Origin of the sequence: Chryseobacterium sp. CH21, from assembly GCF_004119445.1 — a bacterium.
Lineage (GTDB): Bacteria > Bacteroidota > Bacteroidia > Flavobacteriales > Weeksellaceae > Chryseobacterium.
On record NZ_QICI01000041.1, the window covers coordinates 93,051 to 116,409 of the forward strand.

18 protein-coding genes and 1 pseudogene are annotated in these 23,359 nt (G+C 36.0%); 8 read left to right on the plus strand and 11 right to left on the minus strand.

Going from position 1 to position 23,359, the window contains the following annotated elements; all coding sequences use genetic code 11:
• Positions 1-52 precede the first annotated feature (52 nt).
• From BOQ62_RS07570 to BOQ62_RS07590, 5 genes are all read right to left on the minus strand, one after another.
• Positions 53-3,151: an efflux RND transporter permease subunit gene (locus BOQ62_RS07570; protein WP_129038372.1), complete on the minus strand. Its 3,099-nt coding sequence runs from the start codon at positions 3,149-3,151 to the stop codon at positions 53-55.
• Positions 3,151-4,266, minus strand: a complete 1,116-nt coding sequence (locus BOQ62_RS07575; RefSeq protein ID WP_129038374.1) for an efflux RND transporter periplasmic adaptor subunit — start codon at positions 4,264-4,266, stop codon at positions 3,151-3,153. The genes BOQ62_RS07570 and BOQ62_RS07575 overlap by 1 nt, the downstream gene beginning before the upstream one ends.
• A gap of 3 nt (positions 4,267-4,269) precedes the next feature.
• The gene (locus BOQ62_RS07580) at positions 4,270-5,544 is read right to left on the minus strand and encodes a TolC family protein (protein ID WP_129038376.1); all 1,275 of its coding nucleotides are present in this window, start codon (positions 5,542-5,544) and stop codon (positions 4,270-4,272) included.
• Between the two features lie 443 nt (positions 5,545-5,987).
• Positions 5,988-7,214, minus strand: a complete 1,227-nt coding sequence (locus BOQ62_RS07585) for a sensor histidine kinase (protein ID WP_228413798.1) — start codon at positions 7,212-7,214, stop codon at positions 5,988-5,990.
• Positions 7,215-7,216: 2 nt separating this feature from the next.
• Complete coding sequence (locus BOQ62_RS07590; RefSeq protein WP_129038378.1) at positions 7,217-7,891, minus strand: response regulator transcription factor; 675 nt, start codon at positions 7,889-7,891, stop codon at positions 7,217-7,219.
• A gap of 224 nt (positions 7,892-8,115) precedes the next feature.
• On the opposite strand from BOQ62_RS07590, the gene rmuC reads away from it, so the two are divergent.
• From rmuC to BOQ62_RS07610, 4 genes and pseudogenes are all read left to right on the plus strand, one after another.
• On the plus strand, positions 8,116-9,615 hold the full coding sequence (gene rmuC / locus BOQ62_RS07595; RefSeq protein ID WP_129038380.1) for a DNA recombination protein RmuC: 1,500 nt from the start codon (positions 8,116-8,118) through the stop codon (positions 9,613-9,615).
• 12 nt (positions 9,616-9,627) lie between these two features.
• Positions 9,628-10,467, plus strand: coding sequence for a LytTR family DNA-binding domain-containing protein (locus tag BOQ62_RS07600; protein WP_129038382.1), 840 nt, complete (start codon positions 9,628-9,630; stop codon positions 10,465-10,467).
• 89 nt (positions 10,468-10,556) lie between these two features.
• The gene (locus BOQ62_RS07605) at positions 10,557-11,348 is read left to right on the plus strand and encodes a CPBP family intramembrane glutamic endopeptidase (RefSeq protein WP_129038384.1); all 792 of its coding nucleotides are present in this window, start codon (positions 10,557-10,559) and stop codon (positions 11,346-11,348) included.
• Between the two features lie 20 nt (positions 11,349-11,368).
• Positions 11,369-12,135, plus strand: a pseudogene (locus BOQ62_RS07610) (TrmH family RNA methyltransferase).
• Positions 12,136-12,274: 139 nt separating this feature from the next.
• Here the strand turns inward: BOQ62_RS07610 and BOQ62_RS07615 are convergent.
• Positions 12,275-12,604, minus strand: a complete 330-nt coding sequence (locus tag BOQ62_RS07615) for a hypothetical protein (RefSeq protein WP_129038386.1) — start codon at positions 12,602-12,604, stop codon at positions 12,275-12,277.
• Between the two features lie 183 nt (positions 12,605-12,787).
• Between BOQ62_RS07615 and BOQ62_RS07620 the strand changes: the two genes are divergently transcribed.
• Together BOQ62_RS07620 and BOQ62_RS07625 are read left to right on the plus strand one after the other, a co-directional pair.
• Entirely contained in the window at positions 12,788-13,969 is a 1,182-nt protein-coding gene (locus BOQ62_RS07620) for a hypothetical protein (RefSeq protein WP_129038388.1), read from the plus strand.
• Positions 13,953-14,534 (plus strand): hypothetical protein, encoded by a 582-nt coding sequence (locus BOQ62_RS07625; protein ID WP_129038390.1) that lies wholly within the window; start codon positions 13,953-13,955, stop codon positions 14,532-14,534. Before BOQ62_RS07620 ends, BOQ62_RS07625 begins: the two co-directional genes overlap by 17 nt.
• Here the strand turns inward: BOQ62_RS07625 and BOQ62_RS07630 are convergent.
• Complete coding sequence (locus tag BOQ62_RS07630) at positions 14,483-15,010, minus strand: 5-formyltetrahydrofolate cyclo-ligase (protein WP_262708313.1); 528 nt, start codon at positions 15,008-15,010, stop codon at positions 14,483-14,485. The genes BOQ62_RS07625 and BOQ62_RS07630 overlap by 52 nt on opposite strands.
• 118 nt (positions 15,011-15,128) lie before the next feature.
• Positions 15,129-16,490: a rhodanese-related sulfurtransferase gene (locus BOQ62_RS07635; RefSeq protein ID WP_129038394.1), complete on the minus strand. Its 1,362-nt coding sequence runs from the start codon at positions 16,488-16,490 to the stop codon at positions 15,129-15,131.
• A gap of 360 nt (positions 16,491-16,850) precedes the next feature.
• On the opposite strand from BOQ62_RS07635, the gene BOQ62_RS07640 reads away from it, so the two are divergent.
• On the plus strand, positions 16,851-18,383 hold the full coding sequence (locus BOQ62_RS07640; protein WP_129038396.1) for a trypsin-like peptidase domain-containing protein: 1,533 nt from the start codon (positions 16,851-16,853) through the stop codon (positions 18,381-18,383).
• 67 nt (positions 18,384-18,450) lie between these two features.
• On the opposite strand, the gene BOQ62_RS07645 is transcribed toward BOQ62_RS07640, so the two are convergent.
• The 3 genes from BOQ62_RS07645 to BOQ62_RS07655 all read right to left on the minus strand — a co-directional run bounded on the left by BOQ62_RS07645 (position 18,451) and on the right by BOQ62_RS07655 (position 22,000).
• A complete protein-coding gene (locus tag BOQ62_RS07645; protein ID WP_129038398.1) occupies positions 18,451-18,906 on the minus strand; it encodes a hypothetical protein in 456 nt (151 codons plus the stop codon).
• Positions 18,906-19,286, minus strand: a complete 381-nt coding sequence (locus BOQ62_RS07650) for a RidA family protein (protein WP_034694591.1) — start codon at positions 19,284-19,286, stop codon at positions 18,906-18,908. Before BOQ62_RS07650 ends, BOQ62_RS07645 begins: the two co-directional genes overlap by 1 nt.
• Before the next feature lie 128 nt (positions 19,287-19,414).
• Entirely contained in the window at positions 19,415-22,000 is a 2,586-nt protein-coding gene (locus BOQ62_RS07655; protein ID WP_129038400.1) for a putative LPS assembly protein LptD, read from the minus strand.
• A gap of 53 nt (positions 22,001-22,053) precedes the next feature.
• On the opposite strand from BOQ62_RS07655, the gene BOQ62_RS07660 reads away from it, so the two are divergent.
• On the plus strand, positions 22,054-23,340 hold the full coding sequence (locus BOQ62_RS07660; RefSeq protein ID WP_129038402.1) for an N-acetylmuramoyl-L-alanine amidase: 1,287 nt from the start codon (positions 22,054-22,056) through the stop codon (positions 23,338-23,340).
• Positions 23,341-23,359: the final 19 nt, after the last annotated feature.

A 23,359-nucleotide genomic window follows, 5' to 3' on the forward strand; every position in this document is an offset into this window, starting at 1 on the left:
GCCGGGATCTTCCTCACGGATCCCGGCCTCATAATGAACAAAATAAAAGAAACTATATTGCTTCCTTATGCTTTTTACGGTAGGCATAATGGAAAATGATTGGCAGTACAGTAAATGACAGCAGCATACAGATAATTAATCCCCCTACAATCATGATGGCTAAAGGTTTCTGAATTTCAGAGCCCATTCCGTTTGACATCGCTGCCGGAAGAAGTCCCATAGATCCCATCAGGGCAATCATTACCACCGGACGAATTCTGCTTTTCACTCCCTGAGCAATAGATTCTTTGAGCGACATTCTGTTTTGCAGATTTTCTTTCATGACACCGATCAGAACGATACCGTCTATGGTTGCTACTCCGAAAAGGATAATGAAACCAATTCCCGCTGAAATTCCGAAGATAGTTCCCGTAAACCAAAGGGATAAAAATCCTCCGATAAACGCAAATGCCAATGTAATAGAAGAAATCAGCGTGTCTTTTATATTCCCGAAGTTGAAATATAACAGCATCAGAATAAGAACTAAAGAAATCGGAACCACCATAGCCAGCTGTTTTGCGGCTCTTTCTTTACTTTCAAATTCTCCGGCCCACGTCATTTTATGATTCTTCGGAAGCTTTACTTCCTTATCTACTTTCGCTTTGGCTTCTTTGATAGTACTTCCCAGATCACGTCCTTCAATATTAAATCCAACTCCGATGTATCTGCTGTTTCCTTCACGGTAAATAAATGATGGTCCGGTATGATAATCAATGGTTGCAATTTCTTTCAGCGGAACTTTTTTATTATCCTGAGTTGGAATGAGAATATTACCCATCTTTTCAGGAGTATCTCTGTATTGTTTTTCAAACCTAAGCATTACGTCGAACATTCTTTCTTCTTCGTAAAACTTGGTGGCAGCCTGCCCTCCGATCGTCATTTCGATAACCGCCTGTGCATCTGCTGTGGACACTCCATATTTTGCCATCTTGGAATCGTGAAGCTGTATTCTCAACTCCGGAAGACCAATATTTTTGAAAACATTCACATCGGATATTCCCGGAACGGTTCTGATGGAATTGGCTACTTTATTGGCGTAATTTTCAAGTTCGAAAAGATCATTTCCAAAAATTTTAATCACAAGCGGCGCTTTTACTCCTGCTACATATTCTTCCACGTTATCCTGAATCGGCTGGCTGAATCCAAAATTAATTCCCGGATATTTTTCAAGAGAAACTCTCATTTCTTCAAGGAGTTCTTCTTTGGATATCTTTTTCTTCCATTCATTCTCCGGCTTCAACTGAATATTGAATTCAATATTAAAAAATCCGGTGGGATCTGTTCCATCATTCGGTCGGCCAGTTTGAGTCATCACAAATTTCACTTCATCATATTTCATGAGGATCTCCTTCATCTCTTTAGTCAATCGTACAGATTCATCCAAATTGACACTGTTTGGAAGTGTTGCTCTTACGTAAATTGCGCCTTCATTTAGTTTAGGTAAAAATTCAGATCCATAATTGGAGAATCTCCATCCGCAAACAGCAAGCAAAGCAACGAAACCAATGATAAATCCTTTTTTGTGACGGTCACTGAATTCGTAAATTCTATAGATATTAACTCTGAAGAATCTTGAAATAAAGTTTTCTTTCTCTTCAATATTTTTAGTCAATAACAGTTTACACATTGCCGGAACATAAGTCAAGCTTAAGATCAACGATCCTAATAATGCATATCCCAATGTAAATGCTAATGGAGAGAACATTTTCCCTTCTACTTTCTGGAAAGAGAAAATCGGCATCAGAGCAACGATAAGAATCAACAGGGCAAAGAAAATATAGCTTGCCACACTTCCTGTGCTTTTCTTGATAATTCCCAGTTTTGAAATTTTATTGAATCTCCGCAGTCCTATCTTTTTTGCCTTAAGTTCGAGGCCGACAAAGACATGTTCTACAATCACCAGTGTTCCTTCCAGAAGCAACCCAAAGTCAAGTGCTCCCATGGAAATCAGGTTGGCTGGCAGACCCTGAATTTTCAACATAATAATAGCAAACAGAAAAGCTAAAGGAATTACTGATGCTACAATGAAAGTGGTTCTCCAATTGTAAAGAAAAATAAATACAATGATAGAAACCAGAATAACTCCTTCAATAAGGTTTTTGGAAACGGTATGAACCGTTGTGTTCACAAGCTCTGTACGGTCGATGATCGGAACAATCTGTACATCACCGGGAAGTTCTCCACCATTCAGTTCTTCTATTCTGTCTTTCAGTCTTGCAATGACTTCACTAGGGTTTTCACCTCGAAGCATGATCACAATTCCTTCTACAACATCATTGTCTTTGTTATATCCTACCTGTCCTAATCTAGGTTTCGCAGAAACTTTTACTTCTGCTACGTGTTTCACCAGAATAGGGGTAGAACCTTTTACCTCGATCTGAATATTCTCAATATCTTCTTTTCTCTCCAAAAGACCAATCCCCCGCACTACATAAGCCTGATCACCTTTTGCTACTACATCTCCTCCTACATTGATATTACTCTTCGAAACCGCTTCATACACATCCAGGGGGGAAAGGTCGTAATTGTGTAATTCCGTAGGATTTATTTTTATTTCATAAGTTTTTTCTTCTCCACCAAAACTTACCACATCTGCCACACCGGGAACGGCAAGCAATTCTCTTTCCACCACCCAATCCTGGATTGCTGTAACTTCTTTAATGGGAAGTTTACTCTTGATAATATACCTGTAAATTTCACCGGTAGCTCCTGACGGAGGCTCAATGCTGTAATCTGCTCCCGCTGGAAGATTTACATTTCCCAGTTTATTGGCGGCATACTGCTGGGCATAAAAATCATTCACATGATCATCAAAAATCACCGTTACCACAGATAATCCGAATAAGGAAATAGAACGTACCGAAGTTTTGTTCGGGATGGCATTCATTTCTTTAGAAATGGGTAATGTGACAAATTTTTCTATTTCTTCAGCACTTCTGCCGGGCCATTGGGTAATGACTCTTACCCTTGTATTCGTTACATCCGGAAATGCTTCAATGGGAGTATGCATGTAGGAATAGATTCCTCCGGCCAGCAAAAGAAAAGTTCCCAACAGAACAATCAATGAGTTTTTTAAAGAGAAGGAAACTATATTCTGTACAAATTTTCGCATTACTTCGTGGAGTTATTTAATTGGCTTTTCAGGTTTTCATAAATCAGCAGCCCGTTGGAAGCAATGACATTTTCACCTGGTTTTAAATTTCCTTCTACATAAATATACTGGCTGTTGGAAGCAATTTCCGTTACGGGTCTGATCTCAAGCTCACAGTCTTTTTTATATACAACCACATAGCTTTGGTTGTTATCAAAGATCAAAGCCTTTGCAGGAATCGCCAATGCACTTTTGTTTTGTGAATTGATGGGCAATACAACATCTGTAGACATTCCCGGTCTCAGCTTCATTCCGTTATTATCCATTATAATTTTAGCTTTCAGTACTCTTTCATTTTCATTAAAAACCTGAGAGATATTGTTGATCTTCCCTGAAAAACTGTCATCAGGATAAGCAAGTGTTTTGACCACTACTGGTTGATCCACATAAACATGTCTCATATTGGTAGCATATACATTGGCCATTACCCATACTTTATCCAGATTGGAAATGGTAAACAGTTGATCTCCTCCTGCAGTCACAGGCATTCCTTTGGAAATATTCTTTGAAATAACATATCCGTCTGCCGGCGCTTTTATCTGAATGGTATTTCCTCCCGCTGAATACAACTGCATATTTTTCTGCGTCTTGGAAATATTGGATTGCAGTATGGCTACCTCAGAACGTGCTTCCTGCAAGTCTTTCTGAGAGGCAATATCATCTTTATACATGGCTTCTACGGAAGACAGTTTTCTTTTCGCAACCGCCAGCTGAGCCTGCAAAGTCTGAGTATCATCCTGCATTTCATTCACAGCCGTACTTTTTACACTTGCCAGTGTTTGCCCTTTTTTCACGTAATCACCGAGGGAGAAGTAAGTATCCATTACAACACCGTCCACCAGACTTACAAAGGGAACCGTTTTATCCGAATTACTTTCCACTTCTCCGGTAAGGGTAATGCTTTCTTCTATGGGAAGCATTTCTGCTTTAGCCAGTTTAATATCTTTTTTAAGTTCTTTGCTGATGCAGTAGCCTTTTTCAGCTTCTTTATTGTCTTGTTTTCCGGCACAGCCTGTAAAAATCATGAGGGCAGACAGGTAAGCCGCAGCAATGTATTGGGTAATATTTTTGTTCATATCTTATAAATCTTGTCCTACAACATACTGCAGGTTTTCGTAGTATTGATTCAATTCTTTTTTAGTATCCAGGATGATCATTTTATTTCCGATGTAGGTATCCAGAAAATCCATGTATTCCAGCATGCTGATATTTCTTAGTCTGAAGTTTTTCTCATGGCTCACCAGCAGACCGTCCAGCGTAGATTCATAGTTTTCATCAATCTCTTCTGAAACCTGCTGTGTTCTGATATAGTTCCTGAAAACAGAGACAATTTCGTTCTCGGATTTCAGCATATTTTTGCGGGTTTCCAGCTTGCTTTTCTCAATCTCAAGTTTAGCTTCCTGGATATTTCCTTTATTACGATCGAAAATGGGAAGATCCATGGAAACACCCAGTCCTATAAAGTCTTTCATTATATTTCCTCCGCGGTCGTATCCAATAGAAACAGCGACATCGGGAGTTTTCATCGCATTTTGAATTTCCAGATTTTTGGCGGCGTGTTTCTCTTTATTTTTCGAAATCATAATATCGGGGCGGTTTTCTTTTGCTTTTTCCATCCATTGTGCAACCTCAAATTCTGAAAGTTGTTTTTCAGGCATAACAAATGAATCTGTTATCACCAGATAAGACTGGGAAGGCAGCATCAATAGGGCCTTAAGCTCTACCTGCTGATCTTCTATTTCCTGTTTTAATGAAATCAGTTTCTTTTTAAATTCAATTTCCTGCGCTTTTAAGCGGACGTACTCAGCTTTGCTGATATTCCCGAGGTTTAATTGATTATTATAGGATTTCGTTAATTTCTCAATGGAAGCAATTTGCCCCTGATAGATTTTCTGCTGTTCCTGATTGTAAAGTATATCGGTAATGGTATTTCGGAGTGTTTTTTTAAGTTCACGCAAAACTTCCTGCAGTTCATACTTCTCTCCTTCCACTTCTATTTTCTGGAGTTCAATATTTTTTCGTCTTTTACCTGCAGTCTGAATCACCTGTTCTATCTCCGCAGAAATCTGGGTGTTCTTTCCCCAGTTTCCAATAAGAGCGGGCTGCTCCTCTATGTCATAAGTTCTCCATAGATTCACTTCACTGATGCTTAATTTGGGATTAGGCCAGTATTTAGCCTGAACAGTTCTTGCTTCGGCTTGTGAAATTTCAAGCTTCTGAGCAATAAGGTCTAAGTTTTTAGCCAAAAAGATAGTCTCAGCTTCCTTTCTGCCAATTTTCAGGGTATCTGAAATCTGTGCTGAAAAGAAACTGAAACAATGAATATAAAATAGTGTAAAAAATAGCTTCTTCAAGGTCTTTTATTTTAAGACCACAAAGCTATCTGTCTCATATTAGAGGGAATTGTAAAGAGAATTAAAATTCGGTTAGTTCAACATTAGAGTTTGATTAGAACTTTTTTATTCCCGGGAATTGTGCTTGAATTAATATGTTTTGGCTAAAACCAAAGGATGTTAAATGTATTTCTTAAGCGGATTAAAACCCACTCCTATTGAATATTTAAATCTCTCACAGATTTCACGGATGACACAGATTTTTTTAAGATTTAAAATGAATCTAAAATCATCAATCTGCGAGATCTGGGAAATCTGTGGGAGAAAAAATCAAGAATTAACAGGAAATTCTAGGAGAACGCTTGTTCCAATATTAATAGCAGAATCAATTTTCATCGCAATATGATGATGATCAAAGATACTTTTTGAAAGGGATAAACCAATTCCACTGCCTTTCACAGTATCTACATTTTTCCTCGGTAAAAAGTTTCAGCTATTTTCACAAGATCATCTGACGGAATTCCTCTCCCTTCGTCCTTTACCTCAATATACAACCGATTATTCTTTTCTGATAATGTAATCACAACAGGTTTATCAAAGGAATATTTGATCGCATTTTCTACAATATTATACAATGCAAGATAGAGCAGCGTTTCATTTCCAGGGAACTCCAGCAAAGCAGGTTGGGTTACCTGAAGCTGTATTTTAATAGATGAATTCTTTTCTTTTGCCTTAGGTTCCAGCTTCTCATAGATCTTCCAGATCAGCTCATCTACTCTCATTGGCTTGTGAGAAGATTCCAATTTTGTCATTCCGGACATCAACAACAGATTGTTGAGAATCTTTTCAATCTCATATACGTTTTCCAATGACTCTTTTGCCACTTCCCTATATTCTTCTGGTGTACGGTCTTTTTGAGCAAACACTTCAAGATTTCCGGAAATAGCAGCCAAAGGTGTTTTAAATTCATGGGAAACGTAGTTAATAAAATTCTGCTGCAGGAGCACATTTTCAGAAATTCTTCCCAGCAGTTTATTATAGGATTTTATCAGATCTTCAATCTCGTCATTGGTATTGGTTGAAGTAATTGCGTTGGAAATATTATTGTAATCTACCTTATTGATTCGTTCTACAACATTTGAAATAGGTTTATAAACCACTTTGGAAAGATATCTGCTCAGAAAGTAAATAGCCAGCAGCCCAATCAGCAATACAGAAAGCATGATAATTGCCAACCTCAATATCTGTGATTGAAATGAATCGTTGGAAGATTTCACGAAAACCACAAAATCGCCCTGATTATCCGGATAAAAAATCCCATAATAGAATTGATTATCAGACATGAACTGTATCCCTTTATTATTTCGGACGGACTGCAAATGAGAAGGTTTTATATTCTTATCATTCAGGTTATGCCCAAAAGTCACCTCGTTATTCTGGTTGTAAACCGCTACTCTGTTATTCTGGATCAGGTAATTGTATTCCTTTTTGATCTGAGCATGTCGGTCTTTCGGAAGCTCATCCTTTTCAAGATAATAAATAGCAGAAATAAGAGCCGTATTTCGCAGTTTTTCAAAATAAAAAATCTTGGTACTGTCATAATACGCAAAAAATATCACCGCCGATGTGATGATAGAAACAATGCCGAATGAAAGGCTTGAAATAAGGGTAAACCTGTTTCTGAGCGTCATTTTCAGTCCTTGATCAAATATCCGGTTCCTTTTACCGTATGAATAATTTTCTGTTCTGTCTCATCAATCTTATTCCGGACGTAGGAAATATAAACATCCACTACATTCGTTGAATTATCAAAATCAATCCCCCATACCTTATGTAAAATCTGAGTTCTGCTCAGCACCTTATTTTTATTCTCCATCAGAAAAGTAAAAAGTTTGTACTCTGTAGGGGAAAGTTCTATTTCTTTGTCATTCTGAGTTACTTTATGAAGATCAGTATCAATGACGATATTTCCGCATGATAAATATTGATCCTCCTTCTGATAGCTCATTTTATTTCTTCTGGTTAAGGCTTTAATTCTTGAAATCAGTTCCTCAAAATGAAAAGGTTTTGATAAATAATCATCAGCTCCCATATCCAGCATTTTGATTTTATCATCAGGACTGTTTAAGGCGCTTAAAACTAAAATCGGGGTATAATTTCCTTTAAATCTGATGATCTGGGTAAGCTGCATTCCATCCAGTCCGGGAAGCATGATGTCCATTAAAATAATATCAAAATCATAGGTATGAATAAGTTCACGTGCCTTTTCTCCGGAATCTGCAAGGGTCATATTATATCCAGCCTCGGAAAGGCCTTTTATCAGGAAATTGCTGATTCTTTGATCATCTTCTACCAACAAAATATTCATAAGTCTCTGAAATTTCCCATAAATATAAGTAATCTAATTAAGAAAGGAAGCTGGAGGCTGGAAGAGAGAGGTAATGGAATTTTATAAAGCAATTGTTTCCATTTTATTCACCTTTAAAAAAAATATTGAATTTAATTGTAAGAAAACAGTCAGTTCCTATCTGTCCAAAAGGAACTTCCAGCATCCCTCTTCATTCTTCCAGCCTTTTTTCATAATTTTGGAAGATGATATATTTAATTATTGGGTTGATTGCCGGCGGTGTACTTGGAGCAGTTATATTATATTTTGTATTGAAATCATCAATGGTTTCAAGAAGTTCTTATGATACACTGAACACCTTATCTATAAAAACTCAGTCTGATCTTGACAATTCATATCTGAAAATTCAGGAACTTAATCAAATTATCAGTAAAGAGAAAGAATCTAATATGCTGCAGCAGGATCTTTTGGATGATCTGAAAAATGAATTCTCTAAAATCTCTGCCGAATATTTTTCATTAAATACTCAGTTTCAGGAATTAAAACAAACCAATCAGAGACAGACCTCTCAGATAGACACCCATATTCTTGAAAAACAGACCCTTTTTGACAAAAACTCTGAGCTTTCTGCAAAAAATGAAGGTCTTCAACAATCTCTTGATACTCAGAAAGAAGAAATTGTTAAGATTCAGGAAGATTCTAAACTTCAGTTTGAAAACCTTGCCAATAAAATTTTAGAAGAAAAAACAGAAAAGTTTACCACTCTTAACCAAAATAATTTAAAAAACATCCTTGAACCTTTTCAGGAGAAAATCGCTGACTTAAAAAACAAAGTCAATGAGGCTTACGAAAAGGAAAATAAAGAACGATTTTACCTTGCAGAAAAAGTGAAAGAACTGGCAGAACTGAACCAGCAGATTTCCGATGATGCCAAAAAACTGACCCGTGCCCTGAAAGGAGAAAGCAAAACTCAGGGGAACTGGGGTGAGATGATTCTGGAAAGTATTCTTGAAAAATCAGGATTGGTAAAAGGAAGAGAATATTTCCTTGAGCACGAATTGCGTGATGAAGATAACAACGCTCTATTCTCAGAATTTTCCGGAAAGAAAATGCGTCCGGATGCCGTTATAAAATATCCGGATGAAAGAAATGTCATCATCGATTCTAAAGTATCACTGACTGCTTTTACAGAATTGGTAGATGAAACCGATCCTGACGTATATGCCATCAAACTAAGCCAACACCTTGGATCTATCAAGAACCACATTTCACAACTCAGTCAAAAAGCCTATGATGATTATGACAAATCTATGGATTTCGTGATGATGTTTATTCCGAGTGAACCAGCTTATATTGCGGCAATGCAGGCAGACCAGAACCTTTGGAACTATGCCTATGAAAGAAGAATCCTTTTACTTAATCCAAGCAACCTAATTACTTCTCTTAAGCTTATTGCAGATCTTTGGAAACGTGAACATCAAAACAGAAACTCTATGGAGATAGCTGAACGCGGGGCCAAACTTTACGATAAATTTGTAGGTTTTGTAGACAACTTAGAGAAAGTAGGGCGAAATCTGGATCAGGCAAAAAATGTATTCAATGATGCCTACAAACAGCTCCACACCGGAAATGACAACCTTGTAATTCAGACTCAAAAACTGAAGTCATTAGGGATCAAAAATAAAAAAGACCTGCCTCAAAGTCTTATCGACAACAGCAATCTTATTGAACCATCGGAAAGCTAAATCCTGGATTTTATGTTTTCATTTGCAGCATATCCATACCCCAAATCCGAATCTTTCAAGGAAATTTTCGTTTCTTCATTGGGAGCAGGAGTTGCTGTCTATCTGTTTCTGATTATTTTTCAGCCTTTTGGTACGGAAAACTTTCAGCATCCTTACAAGTTTTTACTACTTTTCCCCTATTGCATTATTTTTGGAATGGCATTTTTTATTGCTAATCTTATCACTTCCCGTTTCAGCAACTGGAATATTGGTGCGGAACTTTTAAAAATAACTTTCATTCTATGTATGGGTTCCGTTCTATCCTACTTTTACAATTCATTATTCTTGAGCCATGTAAAGCTGGATGTAGTCAATTACTTTTATATGTTCCTGTATACTTTGGCTGTCGGAATTCCTATTTCTATCATCTATATTTTATCACGGTACATCTATTTAAAGAATAATCATGAAAAGAAAGCCCGCGATATTTCTCAACACCTTCCCGTTTCGCCTCCTGAACAACGACAAAACCTGTTAAAAATAACGGCACAGAATACCGAGCTTATCATAAATGAAAAAGATTTTCTTTGCGTTCAGTCCATGGAAAACTACTGCACATTTTACTTTGTAGAGAACAACAGCTTACAAAAAGTATTGATCAGAATAAGTTTATCCAATGTTTTACAACAAATCGAAACAGGTTCTGTCAAAAAATGTCACCGTTCTTATATTGTCAACCTTGGAAGGGTAAAGAAACTCAAAGGAAATGCTCAGGGTTATAAATTAATTCTTCCGGAAATTGATTTTGAAATTCCTGTTTCAAGAAGTTTTATTCCTTCAATTATTCCTCAATTGCAACAGCAGCATTCATAATTTTGTCATTCGTCACTATTCTTTGTCATTGATCACATTAAGTTGAAAGCATTGATTTAAAGCTACATTTTTGCTCAAAATTAACAGACATGAGTAAAAACATCCGCTTCTTTTTCATCTTTATTCTAGGGTTTACAGCCTATTATTTCTTCGATTTTCTCTTTTTTAAAACCATACAAACTTTCTCAAAAGATTTGTTTCACAGTAAAGCAATAGCCCATATAATTGCTTATTCGGTAACATTAATTCCATTGATAGCCACATTAAAAATTCTGTTACCCCAAAGAAATATCCTTGATTTGTTCTCATTAAACAAACCCATTACCAAAGGATTTATGGTATCATTTACCGGAACTACTCCTATGCTCACTGGATACCTGATTCATTTTAAAACAATCTCTAAAATAAATTTTGAATCCCTGTTTATCAATACTCTTTCATCAGCATTTTTTGAAGAGATTATTTTCAGGGCTTTTCTTATCGGAATACTATACCGTTTTACCCGGCTTGGGTTTTTATCATCCGCATTATCAGGATCTTTACTTTTTGCACAGGTACATTTGTATCAAAGTCAGAACTTAATAGAACTTACCGAAATATTTACCATTACATTTTTAGGATCAATATTCTTCGCCTGGGCATATTTTGAATCGGAGTATAATGTATGGACTGCTATTTTTCTTCATTTCTTTATGAATCTGTACTGGGAAATTTTTAATGTCTCGGAAAATGTTTCCGGAAACCTCTATGGAAATCTGTATAAATTCATCTCAATTGCTGTCTTGATAGCAGTTATCGTCTATTATAAGAGAAAAAATAAAATTCCAATTGAAATAACCTGGAAAACCCTTTTTATCAAAACCAGAGAAGTTCAATCATAAATTTTGCATAATTTTGCAGCATGTTGATAGAAAGTTTTCAAAACGATAAAATAAAAAACGTCACTAAGCTCCTTACTGACAACAGATTCCGTAAAAAATCAAAAGTTTTTGTAGTAGAAGGCCAGCAGGAAAATGAAAGAGCTATGCAGTATGATTTTGAACCGCTGGAGTTCTTTATCTGTGAAAATATCTTTAAAGGAAGTCTTCCCGATGTAAAAATAAATTATGTAAGTGAAAAAGTATATGAAAAAATAGCTTACAGAGGAAGTTCTGAAGGAATTATTGGGATTTACCATGCAAAAGAACCTCTGCTTTCTTCCTTTGTTCCTAAAGAAAATTCTACAGTGATTATTGTTGAAGGTGTAGAAAAACCAGGAAATCTTGGAGCTATTTTAAGAAGTTGCGAAGCTTTTGGAGTAGATGCACTGATTGTGGCTGATGGAAAACCGATTTTTACAACCCCAATGTGATCAGATCCAGTGTAGGATGTCTTTTTGGGATGGAAGTATATCAGGCTGAAAACGAGGAAACATTGGAATTCTTACAGAAAAACAGTTTCAATATCTATACTACCCTTATGGATGAAACTGCTGAAGATCTTTATAAGCGGGATTTCAGACAACGTTCTGCTGTATTATTCGGTACTGAACATTCGGGATTAAGTGATTTCTGGATTGGAAAAGGAAAAAACACGCTTATTCCTATGGCGGGCAGCATTGATTCTTTAAATTTAAGCAATGCGGTAGCAATTACCTGCTATGAATCTTTAAAGCAAAAGAAGGGTTAAATACAGTTACTTTATTTCAAAACTCTTATTTCATATTGTTACAAGTAAGATTGCTTCGCCTTCGGCTCGCAATGACTAAGCATAAAAAAACCGTTTCACTGGGTGAAACGGTTCCTTTATTGTTAAGCTTATGCTAGAATTATTTCTTAGCAGCGTCTTTAGCAGCATCAGCAGCTCCTTTAGCAGCATCAGCAGCTCCTTTAGCAGCGTCAGCAGCTCCTTTAGCAGCATCTTTAGCAACTTCAGCACCAGCAGCAGTAGTAGCAGCAGCAGCATCTTTAGTAGCTTCTACAGCAGTAGTTGCAGCAGAATCAACAACTTTAGCAGCAGAATCAGTAACAACAGCAGCAGAATCAGCTACAGTAGCAGCAGCAGAATCAGTTGTACCTTCAGTAGCAGTAGCTTCAGTTTTTTTACAAGCAACTAGAGAGATTGCAGCGATAGCAGCTACGAATAATGACTTTTTCATAATAAATTAAATTTAATTTTGTTAATATTGTTTTATAAAATTTTCTTCTGTTCTGTTATTTGAACAAGACAAAGGTAGATCAGTTAGAAAGTTTGTTTATGAAAAATAATTGTAATACCTTTGTAAAATAGTTTTACAAAAAAACATAACTGATAATCAACAATTTAATTATTTTTTGAAAAATTGACAGATTTAGATCTATTACACTTTGAGCAGCTAAAAAAGGATGTTCAGGGTCAATACTTAAAAGAACATACCCCTTCGCAGGATGACATATCCAAGTGGAAGGGTATAGATATTATATATTTTCAGGAAGACCTTCGAAAAAAAGCGAAAGGAAACATCAGTGAAAAGTCATTTTACACCTATTTCAAAAACTCGCCAGTCACTAAATTACCCAGAATAGACATGCTCAATTTATTGAGTATTTATGCAGGTTATGACTCCTGGTATGAATTCAAAAAGCAACATCTTTTTGCCGGCGAATTACTTCTGGAAAATGAGAATCTTGAAGAGGAAGAAATCGATGAACTTGAAAAAATAGTTTCTGAGGCTCAAGAACTTCCAAAAACTGAAACTCAGCCTAAGAAAATCGAATTTCAGACACAGGAAAACTCTGATTTACAAAAATCAAATACTGAAAATCAACGAGTTATACAAAACAAAACAATCACAAATGAAATTGAAATTTCATCTGCTCCATCCAGGAAAAATTTCTTCAGAAAGAATGCATGGGCACTGATTACTTCTGTTTTGATTACCATTACCGGTCTTTTAGGATTTAAAGATGTACTTTTTTCAAAAACCTACAAATATTGTTTCATTGATAAAGACAGAGGAGTTTCTGTGATCAATACTCTGGAAATAATGGTGGTGAAGGAAAATGAATCTCCATTGATGTATAAAATAAAGCCGGGTGAGTGTTTTTATTATTCTACCAAGGATAAAAATTTAAAAATGCGTATCAGTGCTCCTTTTTACGAACCTCTGGAAGTTAACAGAAATCTTGAAAATGCTCCTGAAGAGGAAAAAATAGAACTAAAGCCAGACGATTATAAAATGGCTGCATATTATTTCTCCATAAAAGATATCAAAGGAGGAAATCCTGATGAGCAGGTTGCTCTTATTAAGCAAAAAAGAAATCAGCTGGAGAACCTGATCAGCAGCAATGCTGTCATCTACCAGGTGTATGATAATGACACCTATGGCATTGAAAGGCTGGATAAACAGAAATATATCACTCTGGTAACCACTCCAACGACCTCTCTGAAAAACCTGAATGTAATAGAAATGAAAAAGGATAACAACGGTAAGATTGTATCCATCAAATTTAAAATTGCTACCACAGATGAAAAGAATAAATAATTTTTTAATTTTCACCGTGCTTCTGACGTTATTTACTGCCTGTAATAATAAAACCTCAGAGGTAAGCGACCTCGATAAACTACGAAACAGCAACAATGAAAAAAGCTATCCAGCCGTACAGATGGATAGTATGCAGGCCATTAATTCAATCACCAAACAAAAAGTACAGGAACTTCTGGATCTGTCTACACTATACTTAAGTGGAAATAGAAATACCGAAATAGATACTGTTATTTATTCCCAGATGGAAAGCTACTTCCATAAACCAGATTCTTTGACATTTAAAACATTACTGAAAGAGCTTGACAGCATGAAAGCAAAAACAGCAAAAGTGAGCAACCTGAATGTTTATAAAGAATTTTATAAAAAAGACACATTAGACTATGCCAAGTTTAATGTAGAATATTTTGACAATAAAAATAAGTCTCTGGGAAGCTTTGAAAAGAACGCGCAATATATCCTGCTTTCTACTTCAAAACTCAAAAAAGAATTCAAATTCTACTTTTTAGATTTCTATTCCAAACCGCTTAAGAAAGACAGTACTTCTGTAGGAGTAACCAAATAGTCAAGAGGAATATCGTTTTCCCAGACATCATCCACATATTCATCGGGGTTAAAATAATTGACTCCGATTTTTTTTGTCTCAATAGATATATTTTGAAATAATCCATCATAAAATCCTTTTCCATAGCCTACCCTATTTCCTTTTCTGTCACAATACAACAAGGGTGTAATGACACAATCAAAAGCACGTTCACCGGAATCTTCATTGGAAACAGGTTCTGAAATACCCCATTTATTAGTTTCAAAAACAGAGTCTTCAAAGATTTCAATATTAATAAGCTCATCACCTACAATTTTCGGCACATAAACGCGAATATTCTGTGCTAAAAAATATTGAATAAATATTTGGGTATCAATTTCTTTTCTTGCCGGAATTGAGATGAAAACATGTACTTTATCCAGCTTCTCAAGCTTGAAATATTGAATGAAATTTTCAAAAATTTTCTCCGATAACAAGAAAGCCTCATCTGGAGACAAGGCTTTTCTTTTTTGCGTGTATTTTTTTCTAAGCTCAGCTTTAAGCATTATTATTAAGTTATTTGAACTGAAATAATTGTTACCTGACAAACTTTCGCAGCTTTATCGCTTATGATGATTATGCGTTTTGCACAACTCTGTACAATTTATCAGATAAACGAACTCTGAATGGAAGTTCGAAAGTAATCTGATCTCCTGGTTTTGCAGTTTCACAAGGACCTCCGTTAGCATAGATTTCAGTAATCGTAACTTCCTGTTCACCGGTTGTAGGTCCTGAAATTAATACTTTATCTCCTACTGACAAATCTTTGTTTTCAATTAAAAACTGTGCAATTTTTGATTTTGAATAGTAATGCTCTGCTTTTCCAATCAATTCTTTTTTGACAGCAATTATTTGGCGGATATTCTTTGTTTCAACTTTTGCTAAAGGTTTATCTGATAATTCTCCGGAGTTTTTGAATTTCAGAGCATCAGACTTTCCTTTTCTGAATACTTTATTTCCAACCTGAAGTCCTTTTCTTAGTTTCACCTGCTCATCCCAAGTCAAATGGATGGTATCGAGACATTCTGCAGAGCAACAGTTTTCCATTGCTGCTTTACATTCGTCACATTGGATAAACAAAAGGTGGCAGGCATCATTCGCACAATTGGTATGATTATCACAAGGTTTTCCACATTGGTGGCATTGTGCAATAATATCATCTGTAATCCTCTCTCCTAAACGGTGGTCAAATACAAAGTTTTTACCAATAAACTTACTTTCTATTCCTTCTTCTTTTATCTGGCGTGTATATTCAATGATACCACCTTCTAACTGGTAAACATTTTTAAAGCCCTGATGTTTGAAGTAAGCACTCGCCTTTTCACAACGAATTCCTCCGGTACAATACATCAACAGGTTTTTATCTTCTTTAAAATCCTGTAGCTGTTCGTTGATAATCGGTAAACTTTCTCTGAAATTTTCCACATCCGGAGTAATAGCTCCTTCAAAATGACCTACTTCACTTTCGTAGTGATTTCTGAAGTCTACCACAATAGTATTCGGATCATCAAGTAAATTATTAAATTCCTGAGCTTTTAAGTGAATTCCTTTATTGGTAACATCAAAAGTTTCGTCATTCAAACCGTCAGCCACAATTTTGTTTCTGACTTTTATGGTTAATTTTAAAAAAGAGTAATTGTCCTGATCTACTGCTACGTTCAAACGGATTCCTTTCATAAAATCATAGACTTCCAGCGTATCACGAAAAGCCTCAAACTGGTCTGCAGGAACACTCATCTGAGCATTGATTCCTTCAGTTGCTACATAAATACGGCCAAGGGCATCAAGTGCATTCCAGGCTATAAATAATTCGTCGCGAAATTTTTTTGGGTCTTCGATTTTGGCATACGCATAGAAAGACAAAGTAAGACGGTCTTTACCGGCTTCATCAATAAGTTGAGCTCTTTCTTCTGCGCTTAAGGTGTTATACAGTTGCATGCTATAAACGTTTTAAGTGAGAATAAAATTTTTGCAAAGATAAGAATTTTAGAATTAAGTCTATTGATGACACAAATCACGAGTCATTAACAAACAGCGGCCAGAAGTAAATAATTTACAACAAATGATAAAAAATAAATGGTACTTTAGGGTTAATTATGCCATATTTTCATTAATTTTTTTTTAAGTTTTGTTAACTCTGACGTTAACAATTATGACATAAGGTATAAAATGACATAATAGCCGTTAAATTTTAGTTAAAATTGAAACATAGCATACTAATTGCTTACTTATTTAACATTAAATTTGTTTACTCAAAAACATAAAAAGAAATTAATTAATAAACAAGAAAGATATACAATGAAGAGTACTTTAAAAAAACTATTACCATTTGCAGTAGTAGGGGTAATCTCCGGAGCTACTACTGTTGGAGCTTTACAATATTTCGGGCATAGCTCCAATAATGGAGATCAATCTTATTTCACAACAGCCGCACCTAACACATCATTTGCAGGAATGAATACGGGAGCTGTAGGTGATGATTTTGTAAAAGCAGCTAAAACAACCGTTCCGGCTGTAGTTACCATTAAAAACTATCAAAGCAGAACAGCAAGCAGAGCTTCAGAGCAAGACTTGTTCGACTTCTTCTTCGGAGATCCTTTTGGAGGAGGAAGAGGACAACAGAGACAGAAGCAGCAGCAGGCTCCTGAGAATATGCCATCAGGAATGGGTTCAGGGGTAATCATCTCTCCGGATGGTTACATTATTTCCAACAACCATGTGGTAGCAGGTGCCAATAAGCTGGAGGTAGTATTAAGCAACAAGAAATCATATATTGCAACTTTAGTAGGAACAGACCCTAATACAGATATCTCTTTATTAAAGATCGAAGAAAAAGGTCTTCCTTATTTAAATTTTGCGAATTCTGACAATATTGACGTTGGGCAATGGGTACTTGCGGTAGGAAACCCACTTGGATTAAACTCTACGGTAACGGCAGGTATTGTTTCTGCCAAAGGAAGAGGTATCGGCATCTTAAGCAGCCAGGGAAAAGCAGCTAACCCTATTGAAAGTTTTATTCAAACCGATGCTGCGATCAACCCGGGTAACTCAGGAGGTGCTTTGGTAAATACAAACGGAGAGCTTATCGGGATCAACTCTGCAATTCAGTCTACTACAGGATATTATCAGGGATACGGATTTGCCGTACCTTCCAATCTGGCAAGAAAAATTGTTGAGGATATCAAGAAATTCGGAATTGTACAGAGAGGATTCTTAGGAATTCAGTCGCTGGATCTTTCTAATGATCAATTGGTAACTTCATACAACAAGCAATTCAAAACGAATCTGAAAGTAGGTTCGGGAGTTTATGTAACAGGATTTGGGGAAAACAGCGGTGCTGAAGATGCAGGTCTTAAAAAAGGAGATGTTGTTACTAAAATTGATAATTATGACATCACAGATTTTGCTGATCTTTCTATGTCTATCGGAAGTAAACGTCCTGGAGATAAAGTACAGGTTACTTATTTAAGAAACGGTAAAGAAAATACTACTTCTGTAACACTTAGAGACCAGAAAGGAGGAACTTCTACCAGAACGAAAGCAGATCTTAGCGTAACGGAAAAAATCGGAGCTGAATTTGACCCGCTTACAGATCGTTTCAAAACTGAATACGGATTGAACAGTGGTGTAGTAGCTAAAAGCGTATCTGAAGGCAGTGAAATGGCTAAAATCGGAATCGTAGACAACTATATCATCATTGAAATAAATGGTAAGCCGGTAAATTCACAGAAAGATGTAGAAAAGATCCTTGAGAAATATCAGGGGAACGTACAGGTGAAATTTGTGGATGACTATGGAAGAATCTACACAAAAGGATTCAAAATGCCTTAATCGAAAACATCCTAGTTCTTTATATCAAAAAAACGCTGCAGAAATCTGCAGCGTTTTTTTATATTTTTTATTTAGGCTTATTCATTTTCTCAGCAATTCTTTTCTGCTTGTTCCGCTCATAAATAACTTCTACAATCTTACCTCCAATCCAGGAAAACGGGAAAAAAGTAAGAAAAATAGAAATTTTATAAAATGTAGGATGATAAGGAAATATAATCACATCCAGCATAGCGATAAAGAGCATAATAAATCCGATCAGAATAGCATAAGCTACTTTTGCATATTTTACAATAATAGCAGTGGCAACTCCACCAATTGTAGTTCCCAGTCCGGAAATAAACAACAGGAAGCCGAAAAATGCTTTATCATCTTTCATACTGAAAAGAAACCTTTGCCAATGCTCAAACGGAGCAAAAGCCTCAAAAGTGATCCATTGCGGAAAAGCTCTTATACCAAGAGTGATAATAAGCCCTGCAATACCAAGACCTATCAGAACCGCAATTGTATTTCTTATAAAATTCATTAATCCTGATGTGCAATCATAGAAATTTCGATATCCACATTTTTAGGCAGGCATGAAACCTGTACTGTTTCACGTGCCGGATAGCTTTCTGAATCTAAATAAGATGCATAAATGTCATTCATCACAGCAAAATCATCCATACTCTTAAGGAAGATAGTAGCTTTTACAACGTTTTTGAAAGTCATACCGGCTTCAGTAAGGATCGCCTCAAGGTTTTTCATTACCTGGTGCGTTTCTTTCTCAATACCTTCTACCAATTTACCAGTTGCAGGATCTACAGGAATCTGTCCGGAGATATATAAAACTCCATTAGCCATATTAGCTTGTGAATAAGGACCGATAGCTGCAGGTGCATTAACTGTGTTGATTATTTGTTTCATAACGGATATTTATTTTTTTCTATGGTTATAGGCTTTCACAATCTCAGATATTCTCCTTAAAAGTGATTTCACCAAAATTTATTTTGGTTGCAAATATAAAATTTATATTCTCAAATGCCAATCTGATATTAGAAAGGTGCATTTGGTTGGGTAAAGCTTCTGTCTTTGTATTTCAATGCATCACTTAAGATATTGGCTTTGATCCCGATAAAGAAGTCATATACTTTATACTGTCCAAAAGGAACCCAGTTGAAATTGATGGTAAAACTTCGCTGATCTCTTGAGAAGCCAATCCTTGTATATGCCAATTGCTTAGTCACTATATCATAATGGGTACTTCCGTTGACATTCCAGTAAGGGGTCAGCTTGATGCTACCATCCAACCCAATCGATGCAATTTTATTGGCCAATCGGCTTAAACCTTTCGAGTAAGCATAGTTTGCACTGACATTTAAAGTCCATGCCTGATCAAAGTGAGCATAATGATCATCATCAAAATAATAATTTTCATTTCGGACTTCTCCTTTTGACGAATATTTTTTAGCATAATCCGTCTTTTCTCCAAAAATTTCGCTGCTTAAAGGATAGGATAACTGAACATTGAATCCCTGTACACTGAAGTGTCCGAACTGTTCTGTTCTTACACCTGTATCTTGTCCTGAAGAGAAATCAATTTTATATGGTTCCAGTGAAAGACTGGTATTTACGGTAAGTTTATTATTGAAGAAAGATGACTGCCCGTTGATTGAGAATACAGACCAAGGGTGATCTTTAGCCGCAAAGTTGTAGCTTCCTGCAAGGTTTAAAGATTCAAAAATTTTGATTTTCTTCACTCCTGTAGAATCACTTTTAGACTTTACTTTCATTTCGATATTGTTACCGATATTGAAACCTAAAGCCCCCACCATTCCGCTTGAAGGGCTTCCGATGATTCCTTTTTCGAAGATAGAATAAGGAGTCAGCGCTCCGGTTGCATTGTAATAGTTTCTATAATATCCAAAATTAGGACTTGAGAAATCCGGGGAATAGGTAAAACCAATACTTGGAGTCATCATGTGTCTTACTGCTTCTACCGCAGATCCTTTTTTGAATTTCATCATTCCATAAAGGGTTGTCTGAAGACTGGCTGAAGTAGAGAATGTAGAATATCCCGTGAAGTTTTTATTAATCTCATCTACGGTTACATTCTTTATCGGATCGTAATATCTGTTTAGTGTTTTTGTGGTTAAAGCATTGTCGATATTTGCACTTAAGCTGAAAGTGAAATATTTTGCCACGGTTGTATTGGTTGCCAATGCAATATTGTTTTTAAGACCTGTCTGCATTTTGTCCCACATTTCTTTTTTAAACAACTCGTTTTCCTGAGTATTTACGAAGTTGGTAAGGTTGAAGCCGGTATTCACAGTAATATTTTCAAGAAGTCCTTGTCTGATTCCTGTTCTTGATTTAAACAGGTAGAACTGGTTGATGGCAACGTTCATCTGTGGAAGACGAAGATCGGCCAGTCCTGTTGCAAAGTTTTGAGAATAAGAAGCCGTTCCGGTAATGGTCATCGGAAGTTTCAGAAATCTTTTGGTAAGGGTTACCGTAGAGTTCTGCTGGGTATTCAATACATTCTGGTTGAAAATATAGTTGTTATTCAATGGATTATTGTAAAACTTTGTACTTACGATATCCACAGAAGCACTGAATGTAAGGAAAGGATTCGCTTTAGAATCCTGAGAGTGCGTCCAGTTGATTCTATAAGTACTGTTTTTAGTATAATCATCCAACCCTTTGATTCCTCTCACCATGGTACCAATATCTGCCGTAAAGTTTCCGGAGTAACGGTATTTTTTCTGGTAATTCACCTGAGGGCGCAAATTCCAGCTTCCTTTGGTATAGATATCAGCCAAAACTTTAAGGTCAAAATGTTCTCCAATCGGTTGATAATATCCAATTCCGTTAAGGAAAAACCCTACATCTTCCCTTTCCCCGAAACTTGGAATCAGGATACCAGCCGCTCTTTTAGCTGAGAACGGTAAAATAGCAAATGGAAGATAAAGCGGTGTAGGCACCTGCTCAATAAACATCTGAATAGGTCCTGTAACGATCTGGGATTTATTTTTGGTTTTAATCAGCTTGATATTATAAGCTCTCATAAAATAATCTGCCGCAGTATCTTTTTTCTTGATAAAATAATCATCCGTTGTATAATCCGCTTTTCTCATTGCGAATACGGAATCGTTATATTTTTTAGTTTTCTGAGCTATAATTACCCCTTCGCTTTCTTCTGTCCTTGCATTGAAAGCTATCGCCTGCTTGGTTTTTGTATTGTAGCTGAATTCGTTGGTTTCGTATTTTTTTCCGGCCTGTGTAGTAATTACAGGTTCGATGATTTTTCCTAAAGAGTCTTGTTTTCCTCTGGCGTAGATCAGATTTTTATTATCATCAATAGAAATATAATCTGCATCAATCTGCATATCCTGATACTTTACCTGTGCATTTTTGTTCAGGAAAGTCATTTTTTTCGGGATATCTCTTCTCTGATCATCAGCTTTTGTACGAAGAATATCATCCAGAGCTTCTTTTTTTACAACTATGGTATCCTTTTTGGAAATAGTATCATTAACCGCATTTTTAGGCAATTTTTCAGGAGTTTTCTGTGCTAAAAAATTGTTAAAAATTAGGATAATTAAAATTTGTAATATATTTTTGAGGACGGTTTTGGCCAATGTTATTCTATATAATTAAGGCTCAAAATTAATATAATTTTTATAACTGTAAGATGTACAAACAAAATTTTAAAATAATTTTATCATTTCTCCTTCTCCTTACCAGTAACTTTATTTTCTCTCAAAAGAAGTTTACTATCGTTCTGGATGCGGGACACGGAGGAAGTGATCATGGCGCGAACAGGACTTATTCTGATATCGGAAGGGTAGCGGAAAAAGATATTACACTTGCCATTACGTTAAAAGTAGGAGCAATGTTAGAAAAAAACAGAGATTTCAAAGTAATATATACCCGAAAAATCGACGAGTATCCTTCTCTATCCGACAGAACTAATCTGGCCAACAGGAGTAAAGCAGACCTTTTTGTTTCTATTCACTGTAATTCTTCCCAAAGACCTACAGCTTATGGAACTGAAACTTATGTACAGGGCCCTAACCAGAATAATGAGAACCTTGAGGTTGCCAAAAGAGAGAATGATGTGATCTTCCTGGATGAAAAGGATAAACAGACCTTTGGATCTTATAATCCTGATTCTCCGGAATCCTTAATTGCTTTAAAGCTTCAGCAAAGTAAATATCTGGAATCAAGTCTTCTTTTGGGTGGATTAGTGGAAGATAACTTTGTCAATAAAGATAAAAGATCTTCAAGAGGTGTTTTTCAGAAAAACCTTCACGTACTCCGTATGAATGCGATGCCCTCTGTATTGATAGAAACAGGATTTATCAACCATCCGGAAGAAAGCCACTATATTGCTTCAGACAAAGGACAAACTGAGATTGCGGAAAGTATCTATAATGCTATTATTGATTACAAAAAGGCCGTTGACAGAAAATCAGGAGGTTCTTTTGCTGTAAAAAAACCTGAACCGGAAAAACCAGCAGAAGTTCCTTTGAAAAATGATTTCAGAATTCTATTGATGAGTTCGCCAACAAAATACAATGAAAACGATCCTGCTCTGAAAGGACTGAATTATATTCTTACCCTTAAAGAAAACGGACAGTACAAGTATTACTACGCTGTGACGAACATGGCCTCAGTGAAAGATATTAATCTTAAAACTGCTAAAGATGCAGGATTCAGAAATGCTTTTGCTGTAGGTTTCATGCCTAACCAAAGGATTAACATGGGATATTATACCATAGAAGTGTACTCTGGTGATAAACTGAACGGTAATTCTTATATCCTTCAGAACCTGAAAGATGTTGAAAGAGAGAAAGACAGTGGTGTATTCTATTACACGTATGGAAAAGTATACACGTTAGAAGATGCTGTAAAACTTCAAAAAGATCTTGAAGCTAAAGGGATCAAAAACACAGTGATACAGAAAGTCTACAAATAATTTAAAAGAATAATTTTGA